At 69.4% G+C, this 24,215-nt stretch carries 19 protein-coding genes; 2 read left to right on the top strand and 17 right to left on the bottom strand.

Annotated features, from left to right (window positions below; genetic code table 11):
* Positions 1-54: 54 nt before the first annotated feature.
* The 3 genes from ACFYW7_RS22430 to mshB form a co-directional block, all read right to left on the bottom strand.
* The gene (locus ACFYW7_RS22430; RefSeq protein ID WP_389505000.1) at positions 55-2,385 is read right to left on the bottom strand and encodes a hypothetical protein; all 2,331 of its coding nucleotides are present in this window, start codon (positions 2,383-2,385) and stop codon (positions 55-57) included.
* 160 nt (positions 2,386-2,545) lie between these two features.
* Positions 2,546-2,971: a DUF6113 family protein gene (locus ACFYW7_RS22425; RefSeq protein WP_389504998.1), complete on the bottom strand. Its 426-nt coding sequence runs from the start codon at positions 2,969-2,971 to the stop codon at positions 2,546-2,548.
* A 46-nt stretch (positions 2,972-3,017) separates the two neighbouring features.
* Entirely contained in the window at positions 3,018-3,902 is an 885-nt protein-coding gene (gene mshB / locus ACFYW7_RS22420) for an N-acetyl-1-D-myo-inositol-2-amino-2-deoxy-alpha-D-glucopyranoside deacetylase (RefSeq protein ID WP_389504996.1), read from the bottom strand.
* Positions 3,903-4,243: 341 nt separating this feature from the next.
* Between mshB and ACFYW7_RS22415 the strand changes: the two genes are divergently transcribed.
* Positions 4,244-5,173, top strand: a complete 930-nt coding sequence (locus ACFYW7_RS22415; protein ID WP_389504994.1) for a PhzF family phenazine biosynthesis protein — start codon at positions 4,244-4,246, stop codon at positions 5,171-5,173.
* Between the two features lie 178 nt (positions 5,174-5,351).
* Here ACFYW7_RS22415 and ACFYW7_RS22410 read toward each other — a convergent pair whose 3' ends face one another.
* Positions 5,352-5,546, bottom strand: coding sequence for a hypothetical protein (locus ACFYW7_RS22410; RefSeq protein WP_150947166.1), 195 nt, complete (start codon positions 5,544-5,546; stop codon positions 5,352-5,354).
* Between the two features lie 185 nt (positions 5,547-5,731).
* Here ACFYW7_RS22410 and ACFYW7_RS22405 point away from each other — a divergent pair, with 185 nt between their 5' ends.
* Positions 5,732-7,861: a prolyl oligopeptidase family serine peptidase gene (locus ACFYW7_RS22405; RefSeq protein WP_389504991.1), complete on the top strand. Its 2,130-nt coding sequence runs from the start codon at positions 5,732-5,734 to the stop codon at positions 7,859-7,861.
* Positions 7,862-8,106: 245 nt separating this feature from the next.
* Here the strand turns inward: ACFYW7_RS22405 and ACFYW7_RS22400 are convergent, their stop codons facing one another.
* The 13 genes from ACFYW7_RS22400 to ACFYW7_RS22340 form a co-directional block, all read right to left on the bottom strand.
* On the bottom strand, positions 8,107-9,168 hold the full coding sequence (locus ACFYW7_RS22400) for an ABC transporter ATP-binding protein (RefSeq protein ID WP_389504989.1): 1,062 nt from the start codon (positions 9,166-9,168) through the stop codon (positions 8,107-8,109).
* Positions 9,149-10,135, bottom strand: a complete 987-nt coding sequence (locus ACFYW7_RS22395; RefSeq protein ID WP_389504987.1) for an ABC transporter ATP-binding protein — start codon at positions 10,133-10,135, stop codon at positions 9,149-9,151. The genes ACFYW7_RS22400 and ACFYW7_RS22395 overlap by 20 nt, the downstream gene beginning before the upstream one ends.
* A gap of 5 nt (positions 10,136-10,140) precedes the next feature.
* On the bottom strand, positions 10,141-11,160 hold the full coding sequence (locus tag ACFYW7_RS22390) for an ABC transporter permease (protein WP_389504984.1): 1,020 nt from the start codon (positions 11,158-11,160) through the stop codon (positions 10,141-10,143).
* Positions 11,153-12,076: an ABC transporter permease gene (locus ACFYW7_RS22385; protein WP_389504982.1), complete on the bottom strand. Its 924-nt coding sequence runs from the start codon at positions 12,074-12,076 to the stop codon at positions 11,153-11,155. Before ACFYW7_RS22385 ends, ACFYW7_RS22390 begins: the two co-directional genes overlap by 8 nt.
* 53 nt (positions 12,077-12,129) lie before the next feature.
* Positions 12,130-13,764: an ABC transporter substrate-binding protein gene (locus tag ACFYW7_RS22380; RefSeq protein ID WP_389504980.1), complete on the bottom strand. Its 1,635-nt coding sequence runs from the start codon at positions 13,762-13,764 to the stop codon at positions 12,130-12,132.
* A gap of 379 nt (positions 13,765-14,143) precedes the next feature.
* Positions 14,144-14,545: a VOC family protein gene (locus tag ACFYW7_RS22375; RefSeq protein ID WP_389504978.1), complete on the bottom strand. Its 402-nt coding sequence runs from the start codon at positions 14,543-14,545 to the stop codon at positions 14,144-14,146.
* Positions 14,546-14,798: 253 nt separating this feature from the next.
* On the bottom strand, positions 14,799-15,944 hold the full coding sequence (locus ACFYW7_RS22370; RefSeq protein WP_389504976.1) for an ABC transporter ATP-binding protein: 1,146 nt from the start codon (positions 15,942-15,944) through the stop codon (positions 14,799-14,801).
* A complete protein-coding gene (locus ACFYW7_RS22365) occupies positions 15,937-16,992 on the bottom strand; it encodes an ABC transporter ATP-binding protein (protein WP_389504974.1) in 1,056 nt (351 codons plus the stop codon). The genes ACFYW7_RS22370 and ACFYW7_RS22365 overlap by 8 nt, the downstream gene beginning before the upstream one ends.
* Positions 16,993-17,003: 11 nt before the next feature.
* Positions 17,004-17,963, bottom strand: a complete 960-nt coding sequence (locus ACFYW7_RS22360; protein ID WP_389504972.1) for an ABC transporter permease — start codon at positions 17,961-17,963, stop codon at positions 17,004-17,006.
* The gene (locus tag ACFYW7_RS22355) at positions 17,956-18,888 is read right to left on the bottom strand and encodes an ABC transporter permease (protein ID WP_389504969.1); all 933 of its coding nucleotides are present in this window, start codon (positions 18,886-18,888) and stop codon (positions 17,956-17,958) included. The genes ACFYW7_RS22360 and ACFYW7_RS22355 overlap by 8 nt, the downstream gene beginning before the upstream one ends.
* A 155-nt stretch (positions 18,889-19,043) precedes the next feature.
* Complete coding sequence (locus tag ACFYW7_RS22350) at positions 19,044-20,669, bottom strand: ABC transporter substrate-binding protein (RefSeq protein WP_389504966.1); 1,626 nt, start codon at positions 20,667-20,669, stop codon at positions 19,044-19,046.
* 801 nt (positions 20,670-21,470) lie between these two features.
* Positions 21,471-23,378, bottom strand: coding sequence for a translational GTPase TypA (typA, locus tag ACFYW7_RS22345; protein WP_389504964.1), 1,908 nt, complete (start codon positions 23,376-23,378; stop codon positions 21,471-21,473).
* Positions 23,379-23,536: 158 nt separating this feature from the next.
* On the bottom strand, positions 23,537-24,181 hold the full coding sequence (locus ACFYW7_RS22340; protein ID WP_389504962.1) for a hypothetical protein: 645 nt from the start codon (positions 24,179-24,181) through the stop codon (positions 23,537-23,539).
* Positions 24,182-24,215: the final 34 nt, after the last annotated feature.

The raw sequence follows: 24,215 nt of genomic DNA, 5'->3' as shown, positions 1-24,215 counted from the left end.
CACCCGGCCGGTTTCGAACCCGGCCGGGTGCCCTCGACGCGCCGACTGCGCGCGCTAGTTGGGGTTGGTGGGGATGGTGACGTCGCGTTCCGCGGTCGTCTTCCCCACGAGCGCCTTTCCTATGGCGGAGGCGACGTCCTGCGGGCTCACGGGCTTCTTGCTGCCGTCGCCCTTGGTGATCGTCACACCGTCGAAGGCGTGGCCGTACAGCCCCTGGAGCACCTTGAGGTCGTAGTGCTCGACGAGCTTGCCCTGGATCGGCCGGACGCTCAGGAACTTCCAGATGGACTTCTCCGGGCTGAACGGGATGAAGTGGTCGGCGTCCGTGCGGATGGTGATGTTCGCCGACATGGCGACCGACGCGAACGTCGACATCTTCCGGTCCACCTCGGCCTTGGTGACCGTCGGCTGGCGGGTCTTGGTGGCGACCTTCACCGGCGTCGTCGCGTTCGTCTCCACCTGGGCGCGGTAGGCGTCCTGGACGGCCTGCGTCGAGGCCGCGACGTCGATGCCCTCGCCCGCCTTGCCGTACACGGCGACGGCCTTGCCGGCCTGGAACTTGATCGTGCCCTCGGTCGCCGAGCCGGAGCCGCTCGCCGCGCGCTCCAGCGCGGCCTGGAGCTTCTCGACGTCGACCGGCATGACGGGCTCGACCACGCGCTCCTGGCCGAACAGCGAACCGATCACCGAGAGCGGGTTGTAGTCGCTTCCGGCGGCCGCGCGGACGGTCGCCTGGCTGTCCAGCTGGAGTCCGGCCTGGTCGGGCTTGAGCTGGACGGTGTCGCCGTCGACGGACAGCGTGAGGGGCTTGTTCGTCCGGGCGCCGAAGGCGGCGACGAGCGCCTTGGCGGCGTCGTCGCGGGTGCCGCCGCCGATGTCGACGCCGAGCACGGTGGTGCCCTTGGGCACGTCCGAGCGGTTCATGAGCAGGCCCGCGCCGTAGAGGCAGCCGACCAGGACCACGACGAGGCCGCCGAGGAGCGCCGGCTTGCTGCGGCCCTTCTTCTTCGCGGGCTTCGACGAGGCGGGCGCCGGCTGGACCGGGGCGGGCAGTTTCGGCGGGGTGTGCGACCGCGGTCCGCCGCCCGGCGCCCCCGGCCCGAACGGGGAGTTCTGGCCGGGCGCGACGACGGGGATGCCGCTGGTCAGGGTGTGTCCGGAGACGTTCTCCACGGGAGCGCCGTAGCCACCGGGGCCCGGGTCGGGTGCCGGCTTCTGCGGGGTGAGGATCGCGGTGTCGTCGCTGAGACCGCCGCTCAGCCCGCCGCGTGAGCCGTTGCCGACGTATCCCGCGTCCGTGCTCGGGCTGCTGAAGTCCGATTCCGGCGACGCGGCCAGGCTGCCGGGACCCGCGCCGGGTCCGGCCGGAGGCCTCAACGGGCCGTCACCGGTGACGGGACCGCCGGTCGGCCCGGCCGGGCCGCCCCGGCGGCGCTGACCGCCCTGGCCGCCCTGACCCCGCTGGCCGCCCTGAGTGCCCTGACCGCCTTGAGCGCTCGGAGCACCCTGGCCGCTCTCGGAGAAGTACGGCAGGTTGTCGCGGCGCGGTTCGCCGTTCCCGTTGCTCCTGCCGTTCGCGGGGTTCGCGCCGTTCCCGCCGTTCCCGCCGTTCCCGGCGGACGAACCTATGGCCGGGAAGGAGCCGGTGTCGCGCAGCGCCCCGGAGACGTCGAAGGAACCCGTGCCGCCGCCGTGGCCGGGGGCCACGGGTCCGGCACCGGTGGCGCCGGGCAGCCCGGCACCGTTCGTGCCGCCGCCGGGCCGGACACCGCCGGTGATGCCCAGCGGACCTGCACCGTTGGACGGGGCCGGCCGACCCGCGCCCTGCGTCCCCGCGGAACCCGCGGTGTTCGCCGCACCCGGGGGAGCCTGGGCCGGCGAACCGCCCGGCAGACCCGCCCCATTGGTCGAGCCGCCCGCCGGACCGCCCTTGGGCGCGCCCGACTTGCGTGGCGCGAACCAGTCGCTGGTCTTGTCCTCGGCCGCCTCTGGCGGCTCCACGGGCGCGGGTGCCTGCGCCGGTACGGACGGAGCCGCGGTGGTGGCCGTCGACGCGGAGGCGCCCGCGGGCGAACTCGCGCCGCGCGGTGCCTGTGCGCCGGTGTTCGCGCCGTCGCCGCCCCCGGAGGACGCGTCGGCGTCGGCCACGGGCGTACGGACGACCACGGGCGGGATGGGCCGCGATCCGGGGATGTTGATCCGGATCCGTGTCGTCAGAGTGGTCTCGGTCCTGCGCTCCTCCGGCGGCTTGCCGGTGGCCGAACGGCCCGTGTCGGCGCCGCCCTCGGAGGCAGTGGGGGTCCCGTACGGCGGCGTCCCCGACGGGTACGCGGCTCCACCGCGCCCGTTGGGCCCGGAGGACGAACTGTCAGTTTCACGACTCAAGGCAGGTTCTCCCGGTTGGCTCCGCCGCCCGTTTACTCGACCTCATCTCGGGCAGCTCGGCGGCGCGCACCACCATACTGGCCATGTCCGGCCCGCAAACCTCGGCAGCCCAGGAATCTCACACGGGACCCGCACGTGACCGATGCGGCGAAGTGGTACGTCACTTGGCAAGTCGGGCACTCGTGGCACCTGATTGCCGCCCCTGGCCGAGCGTGGCGCACATCACAGCCACCGCCATGCCTCCGAGCAGGAAAAGGTACGAGACGACGCCCGCGCCGAAGAGGAAGTCCCCTTCCGGGCGGCTGGCGGTGAGCAGGACGACGGCGACCATCCAGCCGGCCGCGGGGGCGACGGCCCCGGCCCGGGACTCGGTCGCTCTCGCGCCGCCGAGGAAGAGTCCGGCGGCGCCCGCCAGCGCGAGCAGCAGCCCGCCCGGGAACCAGCCGGGCTGCACCAGGGCCCCGGCGACCCCGACCACGGCGCCGAGCAGGAAGAGCCCCAGGTAGGCGGCGACCCGCCCGCCCGAGGGCCGGGTCAGCGGCTGGGCGAGCGCGCTCGTGCCGACGCGCTGTCCGTTCGTACTCATCGCGGATCCGTCCCTCGTCGGGTCGTGCCTGTGGTCCGTGTGTCCCTCATCGGCCGATCCCCTCGAAGAGGTCCGTCTCCCGGGTCTCGGGACGGCGGGCGTTCACCAGCTCGTAGTACTCGGTGGCGAGGAGCGGCTGCGCCAGCTCGTTCGAGAGGACGAACCAGGGTCCGTCCACAGTGATCTGGGTGGCGTGCGCCCGCATCGCCGCGGCCTTGGCGGCCGCGTACACGGTGCCGTCGATCTCCGTGGTGATCACCGCCTCGTCGACCACGCCCGGGACGTCGCCGACGGCGGCGGACCGCTCGAACGGCAGGTCGGGAAGGGCTTCGCGCAGGCGGGCGAACGCGTCTTCGACGGTCGGACGCGGCACCCTGTTCCAGTAGGTCTTGGTGATCCGCCACGCGTCGCCGAGGTCGGGGCGGTGACCGGCCTCCGCGGCCAGTTCGGCGGCGCGCATGGCCACGCGGTGGGCCTGGATGTGGTCCGGGTGCCCGTAGCCCCCGTCGGGGTCATAGGTGACGAGCACCTGGGGGCGCACCTCTCGGATCACTTCCACGAGGCAGTCGGCGGCGTCGTCGACCTCCGCGGCCCAGAACGCGCCGGGCCGGTGGTTCTGCTCGACCCCCATCATCCCGGAGTCGCGGAACCTCCCGGGCCCGCCCAGGAAGCGGTGGTCGGTGACGCCCAGTTCCTTCATGGCGGCGCTCAGCTCGCCGGTCCGGTACGGACCGAGTCCGCCGTCGCGATCGGGGGCGAGATGGGCGAGTTCGGGCGGAATGACCTCGCCCTCCTCACCGAGGGTGCAGGTCACCAGCGTCACCTGGGCGCCCTCGGCCGCGTACCGGGCCATGGTCGCGCCGTTGTTGATCGACTCGTCGTCCGGGTGCGCGTGCACCAGGAGCAGGCGCCGGTCGGGCAGTTCCGTCATGGGGCCAGCCTACGAGGCGGCCGCGCGGCCGGGTGCCCCCCGGTCTCGGGTCGCGTCGGCATCGGCGCGGGTACCGGCATCGGGTCGCGTCGGCATCGGCGCGGGTTTCGGTGTCGGTGTCGCGCACACGGGCGCCCGACCGGGCGGACCCTCCCGTGGCCGGCGGTGGGCGCCCCCGGCGGGCGTATCCCGGAGGACGGCGGCGGAGCGGGAAACGGGGGTGGCGGAATCGTCCCGGACGGACTGGCCCGCGGGCCGGTCCGGCGGGTCGCGCCAGCCACCGGGAGCCCCGCCGGCATTTGTCGTGGACCCGACGGGCGGCCGGGTGGCAGCGTGGGGTCATGACCATCGATCCGGACGGGGAGAACCCCCTGAACCAGCCCGAGCCGTCTCCCGAGATCCTGCGGTACTCCGCCTTCACCCACGATCCGGCGGGAGGCAACCCGGCCGGGGTCGTGATCGACGCCTCCGGGCTCGACGACGCGACGATGCTCGCGATCGCCGCCGAGGTCGGCTACTCAGAGACCGCCTTCGTCGTCCGGCACGACGAGGCGTCGCGCCGGTTCCGGGTGCGCTACTTCAGCCCGCTCGCCGAGGTGGCCTTCTGCGGGCACGCGACCGTCGCCCTCGCGGTCGTCCTCGCCGAACGCCTGGGCCCCGGTGAGATCGTCCTCGACACCCTCGCGGGCGAGATCCCGGTGGCCACCCGGGTGGACGCCGAGGGCGCCGTCCTGGCCACGCTCACGAGCGTCCCGACCCGTTCCCGTCCCGCGACGGACACCGAGCTGGACACGGCGCTGAAGGCCCTGGCCTGGGCTCCCGGCGACCTGGACCCGGCGTTGCCGCCGCACGTGGCGTTCGGCGGCAACGAGCACCTGGTGCTGGCCGCCGCCTCCCGGGCACGACTGGCCGACCTGGCCTACGACTTCGAGGGCCTCGCCGAGGTCATGCGGCGCCACGGGTGGACGACCGTCCACCTGGTGTGGCGCGAGTCGCCGAACCGCTTCCACGCCCGCGACCCGTTCCCGGTCGGCGGCGTGGTGGAGGACCCGGCGACCGGGGCGGCGTCCGCGGCCTTCGGCGGCTACCTCCGCACGCTGGGGCTCGTCACCGGACCCGCCGGGATCACGCTCCGCCAGGGAGAGGACATGGGCCGCCCCAGCGACCTGCTGATCGACGTGGACCCGCGGTCCCCCCGGGTCCGGGTCACGGGACAGGCCGTGCCGATCGGACGGGAACCGTCGCAGTCGCGGGAGTCTCTGCCGCGATGAGGCCGCGGAACCCGACGTAGCGGCAGAAGGCGGCCGCGCGGCCCACGCCCCGGCCGCCGTTCGCCTCGACTCCCGTGGGTCCGGGGGCCGGACGCCGGGGGCGGGGCCGGGAGGCGAGAAGACGCGGGCTCCGGGTGACGATGCCCCGGAGCCCGCGTTCCTCACACGCCGGCGTGGATCAGAACTTGATGCTCCCGATCATCCCCGCGATGTTCGTGGTCAGTTCGCTGATCGTGGGCGCGACCGTCGAGGACGCGAGATAGAAGCCGAGCAGCATGCATACGACCGCGTGCCCGCCTTTCAGTCCTGACTTCTTGATCAGGAGAAAGACGATGATCGCCAGCAGCACCACCGCCGAAATCGAGAGTGCCACGGCGGCTCACCTCCAAAGGTCCCAGGGACTTGGGGTCCGGTACGGGGTCGGACATGGGGTCGGGAAATCCATACAGCAGCCAGCAGGTTCTTACCCACACAGCGCTAGTGATCATAACTATCCGTACGCGCGCATCTCTCGGCGCACGGCCGCACAAGGGGGCGCATGGCCAATATGGTCGGGGGATGACGAACGAGCCTCCCTCCTTCCCGCGCCGGTACGCCCGCACCCAGGGGTTCAGGTCCGGCGCGCCGCGCGCGTTCACCGTGGCGCCGGACGGTTCACGCGTGGTGTTCCTGCGGTCCCCCGCCGGTACGGAGCGGGCCAATCAACTGTGGGTCCTCGATGTGGCGGAGGGCCGGGAGCGGGTCGCGGCCGACCCCGCGACGCTGCTCGGCGGCTCCGGTGAGCGTCTCTCCGCGGAGGAGCGGGCGCGTCGCGAGCGCAGCCGGGAGGGCGGCGCGGGCATCGTCGGATATGCCACTGACACCGCCGCGGAGTTGGCGTGTTTCACCTTGTCAGGGCGGCTGTTCACGGCGGAGCTGCCGGCCGGCACGACACGTGAACTCCCGGTCCCCGGACCGGTGATCGACCCGCGCCCCTCCCCGGACGGAAGGCTCGTGGCGTACGTCTCCGGGGGCGCGCTGCGGGTCGTCGGGGCCGAGGGCGAGGGCGACAGGGCGCTCGCGGAACCGGAGTCCACCACGGGCCCGGGGACGGTTTCCTATGGACTGGCCGAGTTCATCGCGGCCGAGGAGATGGGTCGTTCGCGCGGTTTCTGGTGGTCGCCGGACGGGGACCGGCTGCTCGTCGCGCGGGTCGACGACACGCCGGTGCGGCGCTGGTGGATCTCGGATCCGGCGCAGCCGGAAGCCGATCCGCAGCGGGTCGCGTACCCGGTGGCGGGCAGCGCCAACGCGGAGGTGCGGCTCTTCGTGTTCGGGCTCGACGGCGTGCGCACGGAGGTCTCCTGGGACCGGGCGCGGTACCCGTACCTGGCGCATGTGCACTGGTCAGCGGCGGGTGCGCCACTGCTTCTGGTGCAGGCGCGGGACCAGCGCGGTCAGTTGTTCCTGGCCGTGGACCCGGACTCCGGGGCGACCCGGATGGTGCACGCCGATGAAGATCCAACTTGGCTTGATCTTTTCCCTGGAGTGCCGTGCTGGAGCCCTGGCGGGCAGCTCGTGCGGATCGCCGACGAGGGGGGTGCGCGGGTCCTCGCGTTCGGTGAACGCCCCCTGACCGGGGCCCAGTTGCACGTCCGGGCGGTGCTCGACGTCTCGGCCGACGACGTGCTGGTCGCGGCCTCGGCGGGCGAGGCCGCGAGTTCGCCGGAAATCGGCGAAGTGCATGTGTACCGGGTGAACGAACTCGGCTTGGATCGCGTCTCGCAAGAGCCCGGCGTGCACTCGGCGGTTCGCGCCGGGGGCGTGACCGTGCTCGTGTCGTCGGTGCTCGACCAGCCGGGCGCCAAGGTGCAGGTGCTGCGCGAGGGAAAGCCGTTGGCGGTCATCCCCTCGTACGCCGAACATCCCGGTCTGTCCCCGCGCGTGACACTCACCCAGGGGGGCGCACAGAAAATCCCATGCGCCGTTCTTATGCCTACCGACTACGACGGCGACACTCCCCTGCCGGTCCTCCTGGACCCCTACGGGGGTCCGCACGGCCCCCGGGTGCTGGCGGCGCACAACGCGCACCTCACCTCGCAGTGGTTCGCCGACCAGGGCTTCGCCGTGGTCGTCGCCGACGGCCGCGGCACCCCGGGGCGCTCCCCCGCCTGGGAGAAGGCGATCCGCGACGACCTCACGCTCTCCCTCGACGACCAGGTCGAGGCGCTGCACGGCCTCGCGGACCGGTTCCCGCTCGACCTGTCCCGGGTCGCGATCCGCGGCTGGTCGTACGGCGGCTGGCTCGCGGGACTCGCCGTGCTGCGCCGCCCCGACGTCTTCCACGCGGGCATCGCGGGCGCGCCCGTCGCGGACTGGCGGCTGTACGACACCCACTACACGGAGCGGTACCTCGGCGATCCGGCGACGAGCCCGGCGACGTACGCGAGGAGTTCGCTGATCACCGACGAGGGGCTCTCGGCGCCCGTCGGGCCGCACCGGCCGCTGATGATCGTGCACGGCCTGGCGGACGACAACGTGGTGGTGGCCCACGCCCTGAGGCTGTCGTCGGCGCTGCTCGCGGCCGGCCGGCCGCACGAGGTGCTGCCCCTGTCCGGGGTGACCCACATGACCCCGCAGGAGACGGTCGCCGAGAACCTGCTCCTGCTCCAGGTCGACTTCCTCAGGCGCGCCCTGGCACTGGGCTGAGCGACAGCACTCCCCCAGAGCACCGCGACCATCAACGGGATCACCACGACGGAGCCCGGACCACCTCCGCGAGAGCGGCGCCGGGTCAGGCGCACAGGGCAGCAACGAGCCGGGGCGCATGGCGCGCCCCGGCTCGTTCACGGCACCCGCACGGCCGTACGATGTTCACCTTGTCGCGTCCGTATATCGGTACCGCTACCACCAAGTTGCCTGCGTGTTAACGAAGTTCGCCCAGGTTTGTGACGCTATACGACCGCGTCGGGCGGCTCCTCCGTCGGGACGACGTGCTTCTCCTCGGCGAAGTGACAGGCCGATTCATGGGCGGTCGGACCGTCCACGAGCCGGAACTCGGCCGGTACCGCGAGCAGCGGCACCTCCAGCGTGCAGCGCTCCTGCGCCTTCCAGCAACGGGTGCGGAACCGGCAGCCGGACGGCACATTCGCGGGCGAGGGCACGTCCCCGTGAAGGATGATCCGCTCCCGGTGCTCCCGGGCCTCCGGGTCCGGCACCGGCACCGCGGACAGCAGCGCCTGGGTGTAGGGGTGGGTCGGATGGTCGTAGATCTCGACGTCCTTGCCGGTCTCCACGATCCGCCCGAGGTACATCACGCCGACCCGGTCGGAGATGTGCCGCACGATCGACAGGTCGTGCGCGATGAAGACGTAACTGAGATCGAACTCGGCCTGGAGCCGGTCCAGCAGGTTGATCACCTGTGCCTGGACCGAGACGTCGAGCGCGGAGACCGGCTCGTCGGCGACGATGATCTCGGGCCGGAGCGCCAGGCCCCGCGCGATGCCGATGCGCTGGCGCTGGCCGCCGGAGAACTGGTGCGGATAGCGGTTGATGTACTCGGGGTTGAGCCCGACCACGTCCAGCAGGTCCTGGACCCGGCGCCGCCGGTCGCCCTTCGGCGCGACCTCGGGGTGGATGTCGTACGGCTCGCCGATGATGTCGCCCACCGTCATACGGGGGTTGAGCGACGTGTACGGGTCCTGGAAGACCATCTGGATGTTGCGGCGCACGGCCTTCAGGGCGCGCCCGGACAGCTTGGTGATGTCCTCGCCCTTGTACTTGATCGTCCCGTCGGTCGGCTTCTCCAGGTTGACCAGCATCTTGGCCACCGTGGACTTGCCGCAGCCGGACTCGCCGACGATGCCCAGGGTCTCGCCGTGGCCGAGGCTGAAGTCGACGCCGTCGACGGCCTTGACCGCGCCGATCTGCTTCCTGAACAGGATGCCCTGGGTGAGGGGGAAGTGCTTGACCAGCCCGCTCACCTCCAGCAGGGGCTCAGCGGCTGTCTGTGCCATCGAGGCACTCCCTCCAGAAGAAGCAGGCGCTCCCGCGGTCCGCGTCGACCTCGAAGAGCGGCGGCACCTCGGTGCGGCAGATGTCCTGGGCCATGGGGCAGCGCGGGTTGAAGGCGCAGCCCGGCGGGATGTGCATCAGGTTGGGCGGCAGTCCCTTGATGGCGTACAGCTCCTCGCCCTTCTGGTCGAGCCGGGGGATCGACTCCAGCAGCCCCTTCGTATAGGGGTGGGCGGGCGCCTTGTAGATGTCGTGCACCGGGGCTCGCTCGACGATCCGGCCCGCGTACATCACGGCGATCTTGTCCGCCACGTCGGCGACCACGCCGAGGTCGTGGGTGATGAGGATGAGCCCCATGTGGAGCTCGCGCTGGAGCTCGGCGAGCAGATCCATGACCTGGGCCTGCACGGTGACGTCGAGCGCGGTGGTCGGTTCGTCGGCGATGATCAGGGCGGACTCCAGGGCCAGCGCCATGGCGATCATGATGCGCTGGCGCATACCGCCGGAGAACTGGTGCGGATAGTCGCGCACGCGCTCGGCGGCGGCCGGGATGCGTACGCGCTCCATCAGCTCGATCGCCTTGGCGCGGGCTTCCTTCCGCTTCATCCCGCGGTGCACGATGAACATCTCGCCGAGCTGGTCACCCACGCTGATCACGGGGTTCAGGGACGACAGCGCGTCCTGGAAGATCATCGCCATCTCGGCGCCCCGTACCTTGCGCCGCTCCTCCTCCTTGAACTTCAGCAGGTCCTGGCCCCGGAAGAGGATCTCGCCGCCGGTGATCTTCCCCGGCGGCATGTCGAGGATGCCCATCAGGGCCTGGGCCGTCACCGACTTGCCGGAGCCGGACTCGCCGAGCACGGCGAGCGTCTCGCCCTCGTCGACGCTGTAGTCGACCCCGTTGACGGCCTTGGCGACACCGTCCCTGGTCCTGAACTCCACGTGCAGGTCACGCACTTCGAGCAGCACGGCACTCACCTCAGCTTCGGGTCGAGGGCGTCGCGCACCGCGTCGCCGAGCATGATGAACGCGAGCACGGTGATCGCGAGCGCGCCGGCCGGCCACAGCAGCATGTGCGGGGCCTGCCGGATGTACGCGGAGGCCGAGGAGATGTCGATGCCCCAGCTGACCCTCGGGGGCTTCAGGCCGACACCCAGGTACGACAGCGTCGCCTCCAGCGAGATGTACGTACCGAGCGCGATGGTCGCCACCACGATCACCGGCGCGACCGCGTTCGGGGCGATGTGCCGCAGCATCAGCCGGGAGTTGGAGGCGCCGAGCGCGCGGGCCGCCTGGACGTAGTCGTTCTCCTTGGTGGTGATGACGGAGCCGCGCGCGATGCGGGAGATCTGCGGCCAGCCGAGCAGCACCATGAACCCGACGACCGGCCAGATCGTGTTGCTGGTCACCACGGAGAGCAGGACCAGACCGCCGAGCACGACGGGGATCGCGAAGAAGATGTCGGTGATCCGGGACAGGACCGAGTCGCCCGCCCCGCCGTAGAACCCGGCGAGCCCGCCGAGCAGCGAGCCGAGCAGCGCGACCCCGACCGTGGCGAGCACACCGACGCTGATCGAGATCCGGGTCCCGTAGACGGTCCGTGTGTAGACGTCGCAGCCCTGGCCGTCGTAGCCGAAGGGGTGTCCGGGCTGCGAGCCCTCCTGCGCCTTGGAGAGGTCGCACTGGAGCGGGCTCTGGGAGGTGATCAGACCGGGCCAGATCGAGATGACGACCAGGAAGACGATGACGAGTCCGGAGACGATGAAGACGGGGTTGCGGCGCAGGTCCCGCCAGGCGTCGGACCACAGGGAGCGCGGCTTCTCCTTCGGGCCCGTGCCCTCCGGTCCGCCCGGCGTCTTCTCCAGGGTCTCCGCCTCGCTCGTCCCGAGGTCCATCGTGCCGCCGAAGCCGGTCGGTGCCATGGCGAGGTCCTCCCGCGGCGGTCCTTCGGGCCCGTGGTGTGGCTCTTCCTCGTACGGCGGCTGCTCAGGCATAGCGGATCCTCGGGTCGAGTACGGCGTACAGGAGGTCGACGAGGAGGTTGGCGACCAGGAAGACGAGAACGAGGACGGTCACGAAGCCGACGACGGTCTGGGTGCTCTGCCGCACGATCCCCTGGTAGAGCTGGTAGCCGACACCGTGGATGTTGAAGATCCGCTCGGTGACGATCGCGCCGCCCATCAGCGCGCCGATGTCCGTGCCGATGAAGGTGACCACGGGGATCAGCGAGTTGCGCAGCAGGTGCCGGAGGGTCACCCGGCGCCGCGGCAGGCCCTTGGCGACGGCCGTACGGACGTAGTCGGACCGCTTGTTCTCCGCGATGGAGGTACGGGTCAGCCGGGTCACGTAGGCGAGGGACACCGAGGCCAGCACCAGGCCCGGCACGATCAGTTCGCCGAAGGTGGCCTCCGCGGAGACCGACGGTTTGATCCAGCCCCATTTGACGCCGAGCAGCAGCTGGGCCAGCAGACCGGTGACGAAGGTGGGCACGGAGATGACGACGAGGGTGAGCAGCAGGACGCCGGTGTCGACGGGCCGGCCGCGGCGCAGACCGGTGATGACGCCGAGCGTGATGCCGATGACGATCTCGAAGAAGATCGCGACGATCGTCAGCCGGATGGTGACCGGGAAGGCGGACGCCATCAGTTCGGTGACGGGCTGTCCGTTGAACGCGGTGCCGAAGTCACCGGTGAAGATGTTGCCGAGGTAGGTCAGGTACTGCTGCCACAGGGGTTTGTCGAGGCCGAACTCCGTACGCAGCTGGGCGGCCGTGGCGGGGTCGCACTGACGGTCGCCGCAGAGGCCCGCGATGGGGTCGCCCATCACGTTCACCATCAGGAAGATGAGCATGGTGGCGCCGATGAAGACCGGGATCATCTGCAACAGGCGCCGGATGACGTACCGTCCCATGAGTGCTCCGGAGATAGAGGGGGGGCCGGTGTGACGGGCCCGCCCCGGGCGGCTCAGTTGACGGTGATCTCGTTGTAGACGGGGACGCTGAACTGGTTGAGCGCCACGTTCGAGACCTTGTCCGAGTAGCCGGCGCTGCCGTTCTGGTACCAGAGCGGGATGGCGGCCATGTTGTCCCGTACGACCTCTTCGGCCTGCTGGAAGAGCTTGATGGCCTTGCTCGTGTCGGTCTCGGCGTTCGCCTGGTTGACGAGGTTGTCGAAGTCCTTGTTGGTCCACTGGCCGTCGTTGGAGGAGGCGTTCGTGTAGTACAGCGGCTGGAGGAAGTTCTGGATCAGCGGGTAGTCCATCTGCCAGCCGGCCCGGAACGGACCGGGCATCTTGTGCTGCCCGATCTGGTTGCGGAAGTCGGCGAAGGTGCCGATCGGGTTGCCGACGCAGGCCGTGTCGTTGCCGAGCGCGTTGTTGATGGAGTTGCAGACGGCGTCGACCCACTCCTTGTGGGAGCCGGTGTCCGCGTTGTACGAGATCTTGACCTGGCCGCCGGGCAGGCCGCCGCCCTCCTCGACCAGCTTCTTGGCCTCGGACGGGTTGTAGTCGCAGGAGTCTCCGCACAGGCCTTCCTGGAAGCCGCCCTCCTTGCCGAGCACCGGTGAGGTCCAGTCGCTGGCGGGCGTCCGCGTCTTCTGGAAGATCGTGTCGGTGATCTGCTGGCGGTTGATCGCCATGGACAGGCCCTGGCGGACCTTCAGAGCTCCGCTGGTGTTCCACTTCGGGTCGTAGAACGGGAAGGCGAGGGTCTGGATGATGCCGGCCGGGGTGTTGATGTAGCGGCCGTCCAGGTCGGTCTTGGCGTTCTTGAGCTGGGCCGCGGGCACGTCGTCGACGAGGTCGAGGTTGCCGGCCAGGAGGTCGTTGTAGGCCGTGTTGTTGTCGGTGTAGACCTTGAGGGTCACGCCACCGTTCTTGGCCTTGTCGTCACCCGGGTAGTCGTTCCACTTCGCCAGGGACATCTGCGAGCCCTTGGTGTACGAGTTGATCGTGTACGGGCCGTTGCCGACCGGCTTCTTCACCCAGGCCGCGTGGTCGTCGAAGAACGCCTTGGGCAGCGGTGAGTAGGCCGAGTAGCCGAGGGTGTCGGGGAAGGTCGAGAACTTCTGGTTCAGCTTGACCGTGAAGGTGTTCGTGCCGGTCACCTTGAGGCCGGAGAGGGTGTCGGCACTCTGGCTGCCCGTGTCGGGGTGCACCTTGTCGTAGCCCTCGATGTACCCGAAGAAGTACGCGTTCTTCTGGTTGTTCTTCAGGCTCGCGCCGTAGTTCCAGGCGTCGACGAACGACTGGGCGGTGACAGCCTCTCCGTTGCTGAACTTCCAGCCGCCGTTGATCGTGATCGTGAAGTTCTGCGAGTCCGTGGTGTCGATCTTCTGCGCGAGCATGTCCTCGGCGGCGCCGGTCTCGGCGTTGTACCGCTTCAGCCCGCGGAAGATCATGTCGAGGACCTTGCCGCCCTGCACCTCGTTGGTGTTGGCCGGTTCCAGCGGGTTCTGCGGGTCTCCCCAGGAGGCGCTGACGGTGCCACCGGAGCCACCACCGCCGCCGCTGTCACTCCCTCCGCCTCCGCAGGCGGTCGCCGCGAGGGCTACCGCCGCCGCGCATGCGGCCCATCTGGCGTGCGTGGCTCCACGCATGGAGTGCCTCCTCAAGAATGCGCTGTGCCGACAGCGCCGTGACGCTGATCCCTTACCGGCCAATATCGACCGATAAGGGGCACACTGCACATTCACTCCACCCGTACGGGTGCCGCACCAGCCGGATGTACGTATCCCGGCGGTTCCTCCGGGGCACACCGACCGGCTCCGGGCGAGGCGGAGAACCAGGCCCTGCCGTCACCTTCCCGTCCGCTCCACGACGCCGCGCACGCCCTGCCCCCGCACCGGGCCCCGGCCCGGGTGGACCCGGAACACGGGCCAGGACCGGTTGCTCGGCCCACGGCCGGGAGCCCCCGGAGCGTGCCTCCGTGTGCCCGGAGCGCACCTTCCGGGCGAGGACGGGAAGGTGACGCGGGGGCTAGGACACGCCCTGGGCCTCTTCCCGCTCCCGTCGGCCGCGCTCTACGCAGAACTCGTTGCCCTCCGGGTCCGTCAGGGTGACCCACCCCCCGCCGTCCGGCCGGGTCATGTCGGCGACGCGCCGGGCGCCGAGGGAAAGGGCTCGTTCGACCTCCTCCTCCCGGGTACGGTCGCCCTGCGGCTGAAGGTCGAAGTGGATACGGTTCTTGGCGGTCTTGCCCTCCGGGACGCGGACGAACAGCAGCGCCGGTCCGCCGTCGGGATCGGCGACCACCGCCTCCGGGTCACCGGGCTTGTCGTCGTCGGCCATCGGCCGCCCCAGCAGCCGGCTCCAGAACAGGCCCAGGTCGTACGGGTCTCCGGCGCAGTCGAAGGTGATGTGGCGGATCACGGTGTTCACGGCACTCCAGTACTCGGGGCGTTCGGCCCCGGTCGGGCACGGGTCGGCGCGGATCCGGCACGACGGCCGTCCCGCGCGGCCGCCGTCGGCGGCGCACGCCATGCTCGGCCATGCGGGCCCGTGGAACCACCGCTTTTCGAACACGCGGGCCCACCCGCCGCCCGCGCGGGCCGCCCGGGCGCTCTCCCGCGGGAAAACACCGGATCCCGGCCCCTGGGCGGGGACCGGGATCCGGTGGTGGTGACGGGGTGGGTCAGGCCGCGTGGACGACGTCCTTCTCCTCGGCGAAGTGGCACGCCGATTCGTGGGACGCCGGGGTGTCCCCGCCCAGGAAGCGCTGGGGAACCGCCAGCAGCGGGGTCTCCTCCGCGCACCGGGCCACGGCCTTCCAGCAGCGGGTGCGGAAGGAGCAGCCCGACGGCGGGTTGGCCGGCGACGGCACGTCGCCGGTCAGGAGAATCCGCTCGCGGTGCTCACGGGCCTCCGGGTCCGGCTGCGGTACCGCGGACAGCAGGGCCTGGGTGTAGGGGTGCGTCGGGTGGTCGTAGATCTGCTCGTCGGTGCCGATCTCCGCCATCTTGCCGAGGTACATCACGCCGACCCGGTCGGAGATGTGCCGCACGATCGACAGGTCGTGCGCGATGAAGACGTAGGACAGGTTGAACTCGTCCTGGAGCCGCTCCATCAGGTTGATGACCTGCGCCTGCACCGACACGTCCAGCGCCGACACCGGCTCGTCGCAGATGATGATCTCGGGGTTGAGCGCGAGGCCGCGGGCGATGCCGATGCGCTGGCGCTGGCCGCCCGAGAACTGGTGCGGATAGCGGTTGATGTACTCGGGGTTGAGCCCGACCACGTCCAGCAGGTCCTGGACCCGGCGCCGCCGGTCGCCCTTCGGTGCCACCTCGGGGTGGATGTCGAAGGGCTCGCCGATGATGTCGCCCACCGTCATACGGGGGTTGAGCGACGTGTACGGGTCCTGGAAGACCATCTGGATGTTGCGGCGCACGGCCTTCAGGGCGCGCCCGGACAGCTTGGTGATGTCCTGGCCCTTGTAGAAGATCTCGCCCGCGGTGGCCTTCTCCAGGTTCATCAGCAGCTTGGCCACGGTGGACTTGCCGCAGCCGGACTCGCCCACGATGCCCAGGGTCTCGCCCTGGTGCAGGTCGAAGGAGATCCCGTCGACGGCCTTGACCGCGCCGATCTGCCGCTTGAACAGGATGCCCTGGGTGAGCGGGAAGTGCTTCACCAGGTTGCGCACCTGGAGAATCGGTTCACCCCGGTCCACCGGAGCCTCGATCGCGGCGACCGCCTCCGTCTCGGAGTGGGCGTCGACGACGTCCACGGCGGAGACGTTCGGGGTGGCCTCCTGCTCGTCGTTCTTGCTGAGCTCAGCCATGGATCGTCTCCTTCCAGAAGTGGCACGCCGAACCGCGGCCCACCAGGCCGGTCCCGTCCTGCTCCGTCACCGGGAGCAGCTCGGGGATGTCCGTGCGGCACACGTCCGTCGCCTTGGGGCAGCGCGGGTTGAAGGCACAACCCGACGGGATCCGCAGCAGGTTGGGCGGCAGACCCTTGATCGCGTACAGCTCCTGGCCCTTCTGGTCCAGGCGCGGGATCGAGTCCAGCAGACCCCGCGTGTACGGGTGCGCGGGCCGCTTGTACAGCTCGTGCACCGGGGCGCGCTCGACGATCCGGCCCGCGTACATCACCGCGATCTTGTCGGCGACGTCCGCGACCACGCCGAGGTCGTGGGTGATCAGGATCAGCCCCATGTTGTACTCGCGCTGCAACTCCGCGAGCAGGTCCATGACCTGGGCCTGGACCGTCACGTCGAGAGCCGTGGTGGGCTCGTCGGCGATGATCAGGTCCGGCTCCAGGGCCAGCGCCATGGCGATCATGATGCGCTGGCGCATACCGCCCGAGAACTGGTGCGGGTAGTCGTTCACCCGGGCCGCGGAGGCCGGGATCTTCACCCGGTCCATCAGCTCGATCGACTTGGCCCGGGCCTCCTTCTTGGAGAGGCCCTGGTGGACCCGGAACATCTCGCCGAGCTGGTAGCCGACGCTCAGGACCGGGTTCAGCGAGCTGAGCGCGTCCTGGAAGATCATGGCGATCTTCTGGCCGCGGATCTTGCGGCGCTCCTCGTTGGACATCTTGAGCATGTCCTGGCCGCGGAAGAGGATCTCGCCCTGCGGGATGCGGGCCGGCGGCATGTCGAGGATGCCCATGATGGCCTGGGCCGTCACCGACTTGCCGGAGCCGGACTCACCGAGCACGGCGAGCGTCTCGCCCGCGCTGACGCTGTAGTTGACGCCGTTGACGGCCTTCGCCACGCCCTCGCGGGTGTGGAACTCGACGTGCAGGTCACGCACTTCGAGCAGCGGGCCGTCGTCGCCCCCTTCACGCGGAGCGGGCACCGGGGCGCTGTCTAGGATGATGGTCACGTACGCCTCCCTCAGCGCAGCTTCGGGTCGAGGGCGTTGCGGACGGCCTCACCGAGCATGATGAATGCCAGCACCGTGGTGATGAGCATGATCGACGGATAGAGCATGATCCACTGGGCGACACGGATCTGGGCGCCGCCGTCGGAGATGTCGTTGCCCCACGAGGGGCCGCTCAAGCCGAGGCCCAGGTACGACAGGGTCGCCTCTGTGGAGATGTAGATGCCGAGCGAGATGGTGGCGACGACGATCACCGGGGCCAGGGTGTTCGGCAGGATGTGCCGGAACATGATCCGCGGGGTACTCGCGCCCAGGGCCTTGGCGGCGTGGACGTAGTCGGCCTGCTTGGTCGTGATCACCGCACCACGCATGACGCGGGCGATCTGCGTCCAGCCGAAGAAGCTCAGCGCCCCGATGACGACCCAGGTCGTGCGCTCCGGGAAGGAGTTCAGGATGACCATCGTGCCGAGCAGGAACGGGATGCCGAAGAAGACATCCGACAGACGCGAGAGCAGCGAGTCGATCAGACCCCCGAAGTAGCCCGAGATCATGCCGACGAGACCACCCGACAGCGTCACCGCGAGGGTGGTGCCGAAACCGACCGCCACGGAGGCGCGGGTGCCGTAGATCATGCGCGCGTAGACGCTGCGGCCCTGCTGGTCGTAGCCCAGCCAGTCGGGCGAGAAGATCTGGCCGTACCTGGGCTTCTGCAGGAAGTGCTTGGCGAGGTCGCCGTGGCCCGGGTCGGCACTGGTGAACCACGAGGGGAAGAAGGTGATCACCAGCAGGATCAGGATCAGCACGGCCGAGATGATGAAGATCCAGCTGCGGCACAGGTCCTGCCACGCGTCGCCCCAGAGGCTGCGCGCCTTCTCCGCCTTCTCTGCCTTCACCTGCGGCTGAGGATCGGGATCGACGGCGACGAGCGTCTGCTCGGCCACGTTGTCCGCGGCGGTCTTGGTCACGTCAGGCATAGCGAATCCTCGGGTCCAGGACCGCGTACAGCAGGTCGACCAGCAGGTTGGCGAGGAGGTAGATGATCACGAGGATCGTGACCAGCCCGACCAGGGTGGTGCCCTCGCGGCGGCCGAGCGACTCGTAGATCGTGCCTCCGACGCCGTGGATGTTGAACAGGCCCTCGGTCACGACGGCGCCGCCCATGAGCGCGCCGATGTCGGTACCGAGGTAGGTCACCACGGGGATCATCGAGTTGCGCATGAGGTGGACGCCCACCACACGGCGCTTCGGCAGGCCCTTGGCGACGGCCGTGCGGATGTAGTCGGCGCGCACGTTCTCGGCGATCGACGTACGGGTCAGCCGGGTCACGTACGCCAGCGAGGCGGTCGCCAGCACGATGGCCGGCATCAGCAACTCGTTCACGTTGTTGGGGTCGTTGACGTTCGGCGGCAGCCAGTCGAGGTTGAAGGCGAAGACGACCTTCAGGATGTAGCCGAGGACGAACACCGGGACCGAGATCAGCAGGAGCGAGACGATCAGGATGGCGTTGTCCGTGAAGCGTCCGGCGCGCAGGCCGGCGACGATGCCGAGGCCGATGCCCAGGACCATCTCGATGAGGAAGGCCAGCGCCGCGAGGCGCAGGGTCACGGGGAACGCGTCGCCGAGCACGTCCGTGACGGGCCGTCCGCTGGCTATCTGCGTGCCGAAGTCGGCGTGCAGGACCATGTCCTTCATGTAGTGGTAGTACTGCACCAGGATCGGCTGGTCCAGGCCGTACTCGTGTCTCAGGGCCGCGATGACCTGAGGGCTTCCGCCCTTGTCACCGAAGAGCCCTCGCACGGGGTCACCGGGCAGGGCGTAGACCATGAGGAAAATCAACAGGGTGGTCCCGATGAAGACCGGGATCATCTGGAGCAGTCGTCGTGCGACGTAGCGCCCCATCGTGCCTCCATGTCAGTTACAGCGGCAGCCGACGGGCCCTTTCCCCGGCGCATCGGCGTCCGACGCGTCAGGGAAAGGGCCTCTCGGCCGCAGCCGTCCCCCCGGGGTGCGGCGCACGGTGGCGCCGCACCCCGGGATTAACGGGCTGATTGCGGTTACTTCTTGACCTGAACGCCGGTCAGGATCGGGTCGCCGTCCTGGGCGTACGCGACGCCGGTGACCTTCTCCGAGTAGCCCGCGTTGACCTTGTAGTACCAGAGCGGAATGCTCGGCATGTAGTCAGGCAGCGACTTCTCGATCGCCTGGTACTGCTTCTCCGAGTCCTCCAGCGAGGCGGCGCTGTCCGCGGCCGCGATCTCGGCGTCGATCTTCTTGTTGGAGAAGCCGCTCTGGTTGCCGTCCGACTTGCTGCCGAACAGGTCCCGGATGAAGTTCGAGTTCATCGGGAAGTCCAGCACCCAGCCACTGCGGTACATGGACTTGACCTCCTGCGCGTCACGCGCCTTGAGGTCCGCCTGGAAGTCGGCCTTGGAGTCGCCCGAGCACTTGACGCCCGTGGCGTTGGTGATGGAGTTGCAGACCGCCTCCACCCACTCCTTGTGACCGCCGTCCGCGTTGAACTGGATGGAGATCTTGTTGCCCGGGACGCCGCCACCCTCCTTGATGAGGGACTTGGCCTTGGCCGGGTCGAACTTGAAGACGTCGCCGCCGGCGTTCGGCTCGTAGCCGAGGACACCCTTGGCGACCCAGCCGGTGGCCGGCTCACGGGTGCCATTGAGCACGGTCTTCGTGATGGTGTCGCGGTCGATCGCCATCGACAGGCCCTGCAGGACCTTGGGGTCGATGTTCTTCCACTGCTTCGTGTAGAAGGCCGGGGCGATGGTCTGGATCGCCGAGTAGGCCTGGTCCACGGCACGGTCGCCGAGGTCCGCCTTGTAGACCGGCAGGTCCTTGGGCGCGATCTGACGCAGGACGTCGACGTTGCCGGACTTCAGGTCCTCGTAGGCCGTCTCGAGGTTGGTGTAGTTCTTGAAGATCACACCACCGTTCTTGGCCTTGTTCGGACCCTTGTAGTCGTCGTTCCTGGCGACCTCGATCTGCTTCTTGTGCTCCCAGGAGACGAACTTGTAGGGGCCGTTGCCGACCGGCTTCTCGCCCGCGGCCTTGGGGTCCTTGAAGAAGGACTCCGGCAGCGGCGAGAAGACCTCGTAGCCGAGCTTGTACACGTAGTACGGGATCGGCTTCGAGAGGGTGATGGTGAAGCTCGTGGGGTCGACGACCTTCAGACCGGACATGGTGTCGGCCTTCGGGGCGCCCTTCGCCGGCGCGACGTCGTCGTAGCCCTGGATGTCGGAGAACCAGAAGCTGTTGGTCTGCTTGTTCTTGACGTTCGCGGACCAGTTCCACGACTTGACGAAGGACTCGGCGGTCACCGGGGTGCCGTCGTGGAACTTCCAGCCGGACTTCAGCTTGACCGTGTAGGTCTTGTTGTCCTTGGTGTCCACCGACTCGGCGTTCACCATGACGATGTTGCCCTTCTCGTCATAGTCGACGAGCTGGGAGAACAAGGACTTGATGACAATGCTGCCGTTGGACTCCATGGTGTTGGCCGGCTGCAGCGGGTTCTGCGGCTCACCCACCTCGACCGAGAACTTGCCGTTCGGGTCGACCGCGGCCTTGTTGTCCTTGCCGCTGTCACCGTCGCCACCACCACAGGCGGTCGCGCCCAGCGCCACAACCGCGGCTATCGCGACCCACTTGGCGCTCTTGGCACCGCGCATGGGTTCCTCCTCATGAGTCCATTGGTTCACCGCAAACAGGTGCACTGGTCACACCCCCGCCACCTGCGGCGGAAAGGATGTTTCGTGCCCCCTGGGCTCGTGAGGTCGGCGCCGTCTGCAGCGCGTGACCCGTTGATCCGAGCTCGCCTAACTATCTGCCATGGGCCAGGACCCGACCACACTCACAAGGTCTCGGTTCGATCACACCTGGCGCCCACTTCTTCCAAAATCCGGACAAAGGGTTTGCCGAAAGATCCCTGCGAAACGGACTTGTTACACATCTATCGGTTTCGCCTGTTCGCATAGCGAACAAACCGGGGAAAAAAGAAGTTGCGGCGACCGCGGTAGTCGTGCATGGGCGCGATCAACGCGCTCGCACACCGCCCTGCCGACCGTCGGTCCGAAGCCAACGCGCTTGCGCGATCAGGCCGTTCGGTGACCGAGGGGGTGAATCCGTGAGGACGCGAGGCGACCGAGCCGGCGCCGCGATCCGACAGGACCCACATGGTGTGCAGAGTAGTGGGAATCAGCCATGTCGTAAGACCCCTCCCCCACAATGAAGGGTTTTCCCTACACCTGCCCTCACCGCTCGTTCCGTCGCCCACCGCCCGCCCTGTGACGCGGTCGACACCCGCCCCGGCGCGTGTCCGGTGCCGGCGTCCTTCCGATGTCCGTCCGGCGCCTGTCCGGTGCCTTGAGCGACAGGCACCGACAAGACTGCCCCCGTGCGGGGGCCGTCAAAACACTTCGGGCACCTCGCGTGATCGCGAGGTGCCCGAAGTCGTGCTGGGAAGGGTGGGATCAGCCGTGCTTGGCGCGGCTCGCGGTGCGACCGCGATCCTTCTGGTCGAGGACGACCTTACGGATGCGCACGGCCTCCGGGGTCACCTCGACGCACTCGTCGTCGCGGCAGAACTCCAGGGACTGCTCCAGGGAGAGCTTGCGCGGCGGGACGATCGCCTCGAACGAGTCCGCGGAGGCGGACCGCATGTTGGTGAGCTTCTTCTCCTTGGTGATGTTCACGTCCATGTCGTCGGCGCGCGAGTTCTCGCCGACGATCATGCCCTCGTACACCTCGGTGCCGGGGTCGGTGAACAGCACACCGCGCTCCTGGAGGTTCGTCATCGCGAACGCGGTGACGGCGCCCGAGCGGTCGGCGACCAGCGAACCGTTGTTACGGGTCGTCAGGGTGCCGAACCACGGCTCGAGGCCCTCGTGGATGGAGTGGGCGATGCCCGTGCCGCGCGTGCCGGTCAGGAACTCGGTACGGAAGCCGATGAGACCGCGCGAGGGAACGACGAACTCCAGGCGGACCCAGCCCGACCCGTGGTTCGACATGTTGTCCATGCGGCCCTTGCGGACGCCCATGAGCTGCGTGACCGCGCCCATGTGCTCCTCGGGCACGTCGATCGTCATGCGCTCGACTGGCTCGTGGACCTTGCCGTCGATCACCTGCGTGACGACCTGCGGCTTGCCGATGGTGAGCTCGAAGCCCTCACGGCGCATCTGCTCGACCAGGATGGCGAGCGCGAGCTCACCACGGCCCTGGACCTCCCAGGCGTCCGGACGCTCGGTGTCGAGCACACGGAGGGAGACGTTACCGACCAGCTCGCGGTCGAGGCGGTCCTTGACCTGGCGGGCGGTGACCTTACGGTCCTTGACCGCGGCCTTGTTGTCCGCGCCCTTGCCGGTGGCGCCGCGGCCGACCATCGGAGAGGTGTTCGTGCCGATGGTCATGGAGATCGCCGGCTCGTCGACCGTGATGAGCGGCAGCGCGATCGGGTTCTCGGGGTCGGCGAGGGTCTCACCGATCATGATGTCCGGGATACCGGCGACGGCGCAGATGTCACCGGGGCCGGCCTTCTCGGCGGGCCTGCGGGTGAGCGCCTCGGTCATCAGCAGCTCGGTGATGCGCACGTTGGACATCGTGCCGTCGCGCTTGATCCACGTGACGGTCTGGCCCTTGCGCAGCTCGCCCTGCTCGACGCGGAGCAGCGCGATGCGGCCGAGGAAGTTGTCGGCGTCCAGGTTGGTCACGTGGGCCTGGAGCGGCGCGGACTCGTCGTAGGACGGGGCCGGGACGGACTCCAGGATCGTGGTGAAGAACGGCTCCAGGCTGTCGCTGTCCGCCGGGACGGTGCCGTTCTCCGGCTTGGTCAGCGAGGCCACGCCGTCACGCGCGCACGCGTAGACGATCGGGAACTCGATCTGGTCCTCGTCGGCGTCCAGGTCGAGGAAGAGGTCGTACGCCTCGTTCACGACCTCGTCGATGCGCGAGTCCGGGCGGTCCGTCTTGTTGATGCACAGGATGACGGGCAGGCGGGCCTGCAGCGCCTTGCGCAGCACGAAGCGGGTCTGGGGCAGCGGGCCCTCGGAGGCGTCGACGAGCAGGACGACCGCGTCCACCATCGACAGGCCGCGCTCGACCTCACCACCGAAGTCGGCGTGGCCGGGGGTGTCGATGATGTTGATCGTGATGACGTCGCCGCCATCCTTCGGGTGGTACTTGACCGCCGTGTTCTTCGCCAGGATCGTGATGCCCTTCTCACGTTCCAGGTCGTTCGAGTCCATCATGCGGTCGTCGAGCGACTCGGCGGCGTGCGCGGCGAAGGCACCGGCCTGCTTGAGCATGGCGTCGACCAGAGTGGTCTTGCCGTGGTCGACGTGGGCGACGATGGCGACGTTGCGGATGTCGTGGCGCGTGGCCATATTGAGGCGCTTCTCCCGGAGTGAGTGGACGGCCTCCGCAGCGCGGGGCCTGCCGGGCTGAACACGCCACGGCCTTACCTCATGGTACGTGGCTCGGACAGAGGCGGCCTCCGCGGGCTCGAACGCCCGGGCCCGCGGAGACGCTCACGACCCCGTGATCAGGCGCTCTTCGCCGCCCGCGAACCGGGCGGGCAGTTCTCGCGGGCGGCGGTACGCATGGCGGCGTCCGGCCTCGACGGGTCTTCCTCGTGGACGGGATCGTCGCAGGTCAGGAACCCGCCCCCGACCGTCTCCCACGTCACTGCGTGCCCCTTGACCGGCTCGGGGCCATGATCCGAACAGGTGTACGTGAAGTCGGCCTCGACCAGCGCGACGGACCTCCACGCGTAGTACGAACCCTTGAGGTCCCCCGTGTGTGCCTCGAAGGTGTTGGAGGTCTCCTCCGGCACCTTCGACTCCGAGGGGTCCGCGAGCGGCTCCTCCGTCCCGAGGTGCCGGCCCAGGGCCTTGATGGCGTCCGCCGCGCGCACCCCGAGGCCCGTGGCTGTCACGTGGGGCTTGTAACCGACGCCCTTCACCGGCTTGATCGGTACCGACACGGAGTCCGTCTTCTTCTTCAGCGTGATCGGGTCGGCGAGCCCGGTCAGCTTCTGCTCGCGGGTGACGCGGGACCACGCGTACGTGCCGTGCGCGCACGGCACGGCCTTGCGGTCCTTCTCGTCCCCGCCGTCCCCGCCGCCGGTGCAGGCGGCGGCGCCGAGGAGCAGTGCTCCCACGGCGAGGCCTGTCACGGTGTTCGCCATCACGCGTCGGTACACGGTCGTCCCCCCGGATGTT

The organism is Streptomyces sp. NPDC002580 (genome assembly GCF_042889485.1).
In the GTDB taxonomy this organism is placed as follows: domain Bacteria; phylum Actinomycetota; class Actinomycetes; order Streptomycetales; family Streptomycetaceae; genus Streptomyces.
Note: the sequence above shows the minus strand (reverse complement) of the source record. Positions and strands in the feature narration are given on the sequence as shown.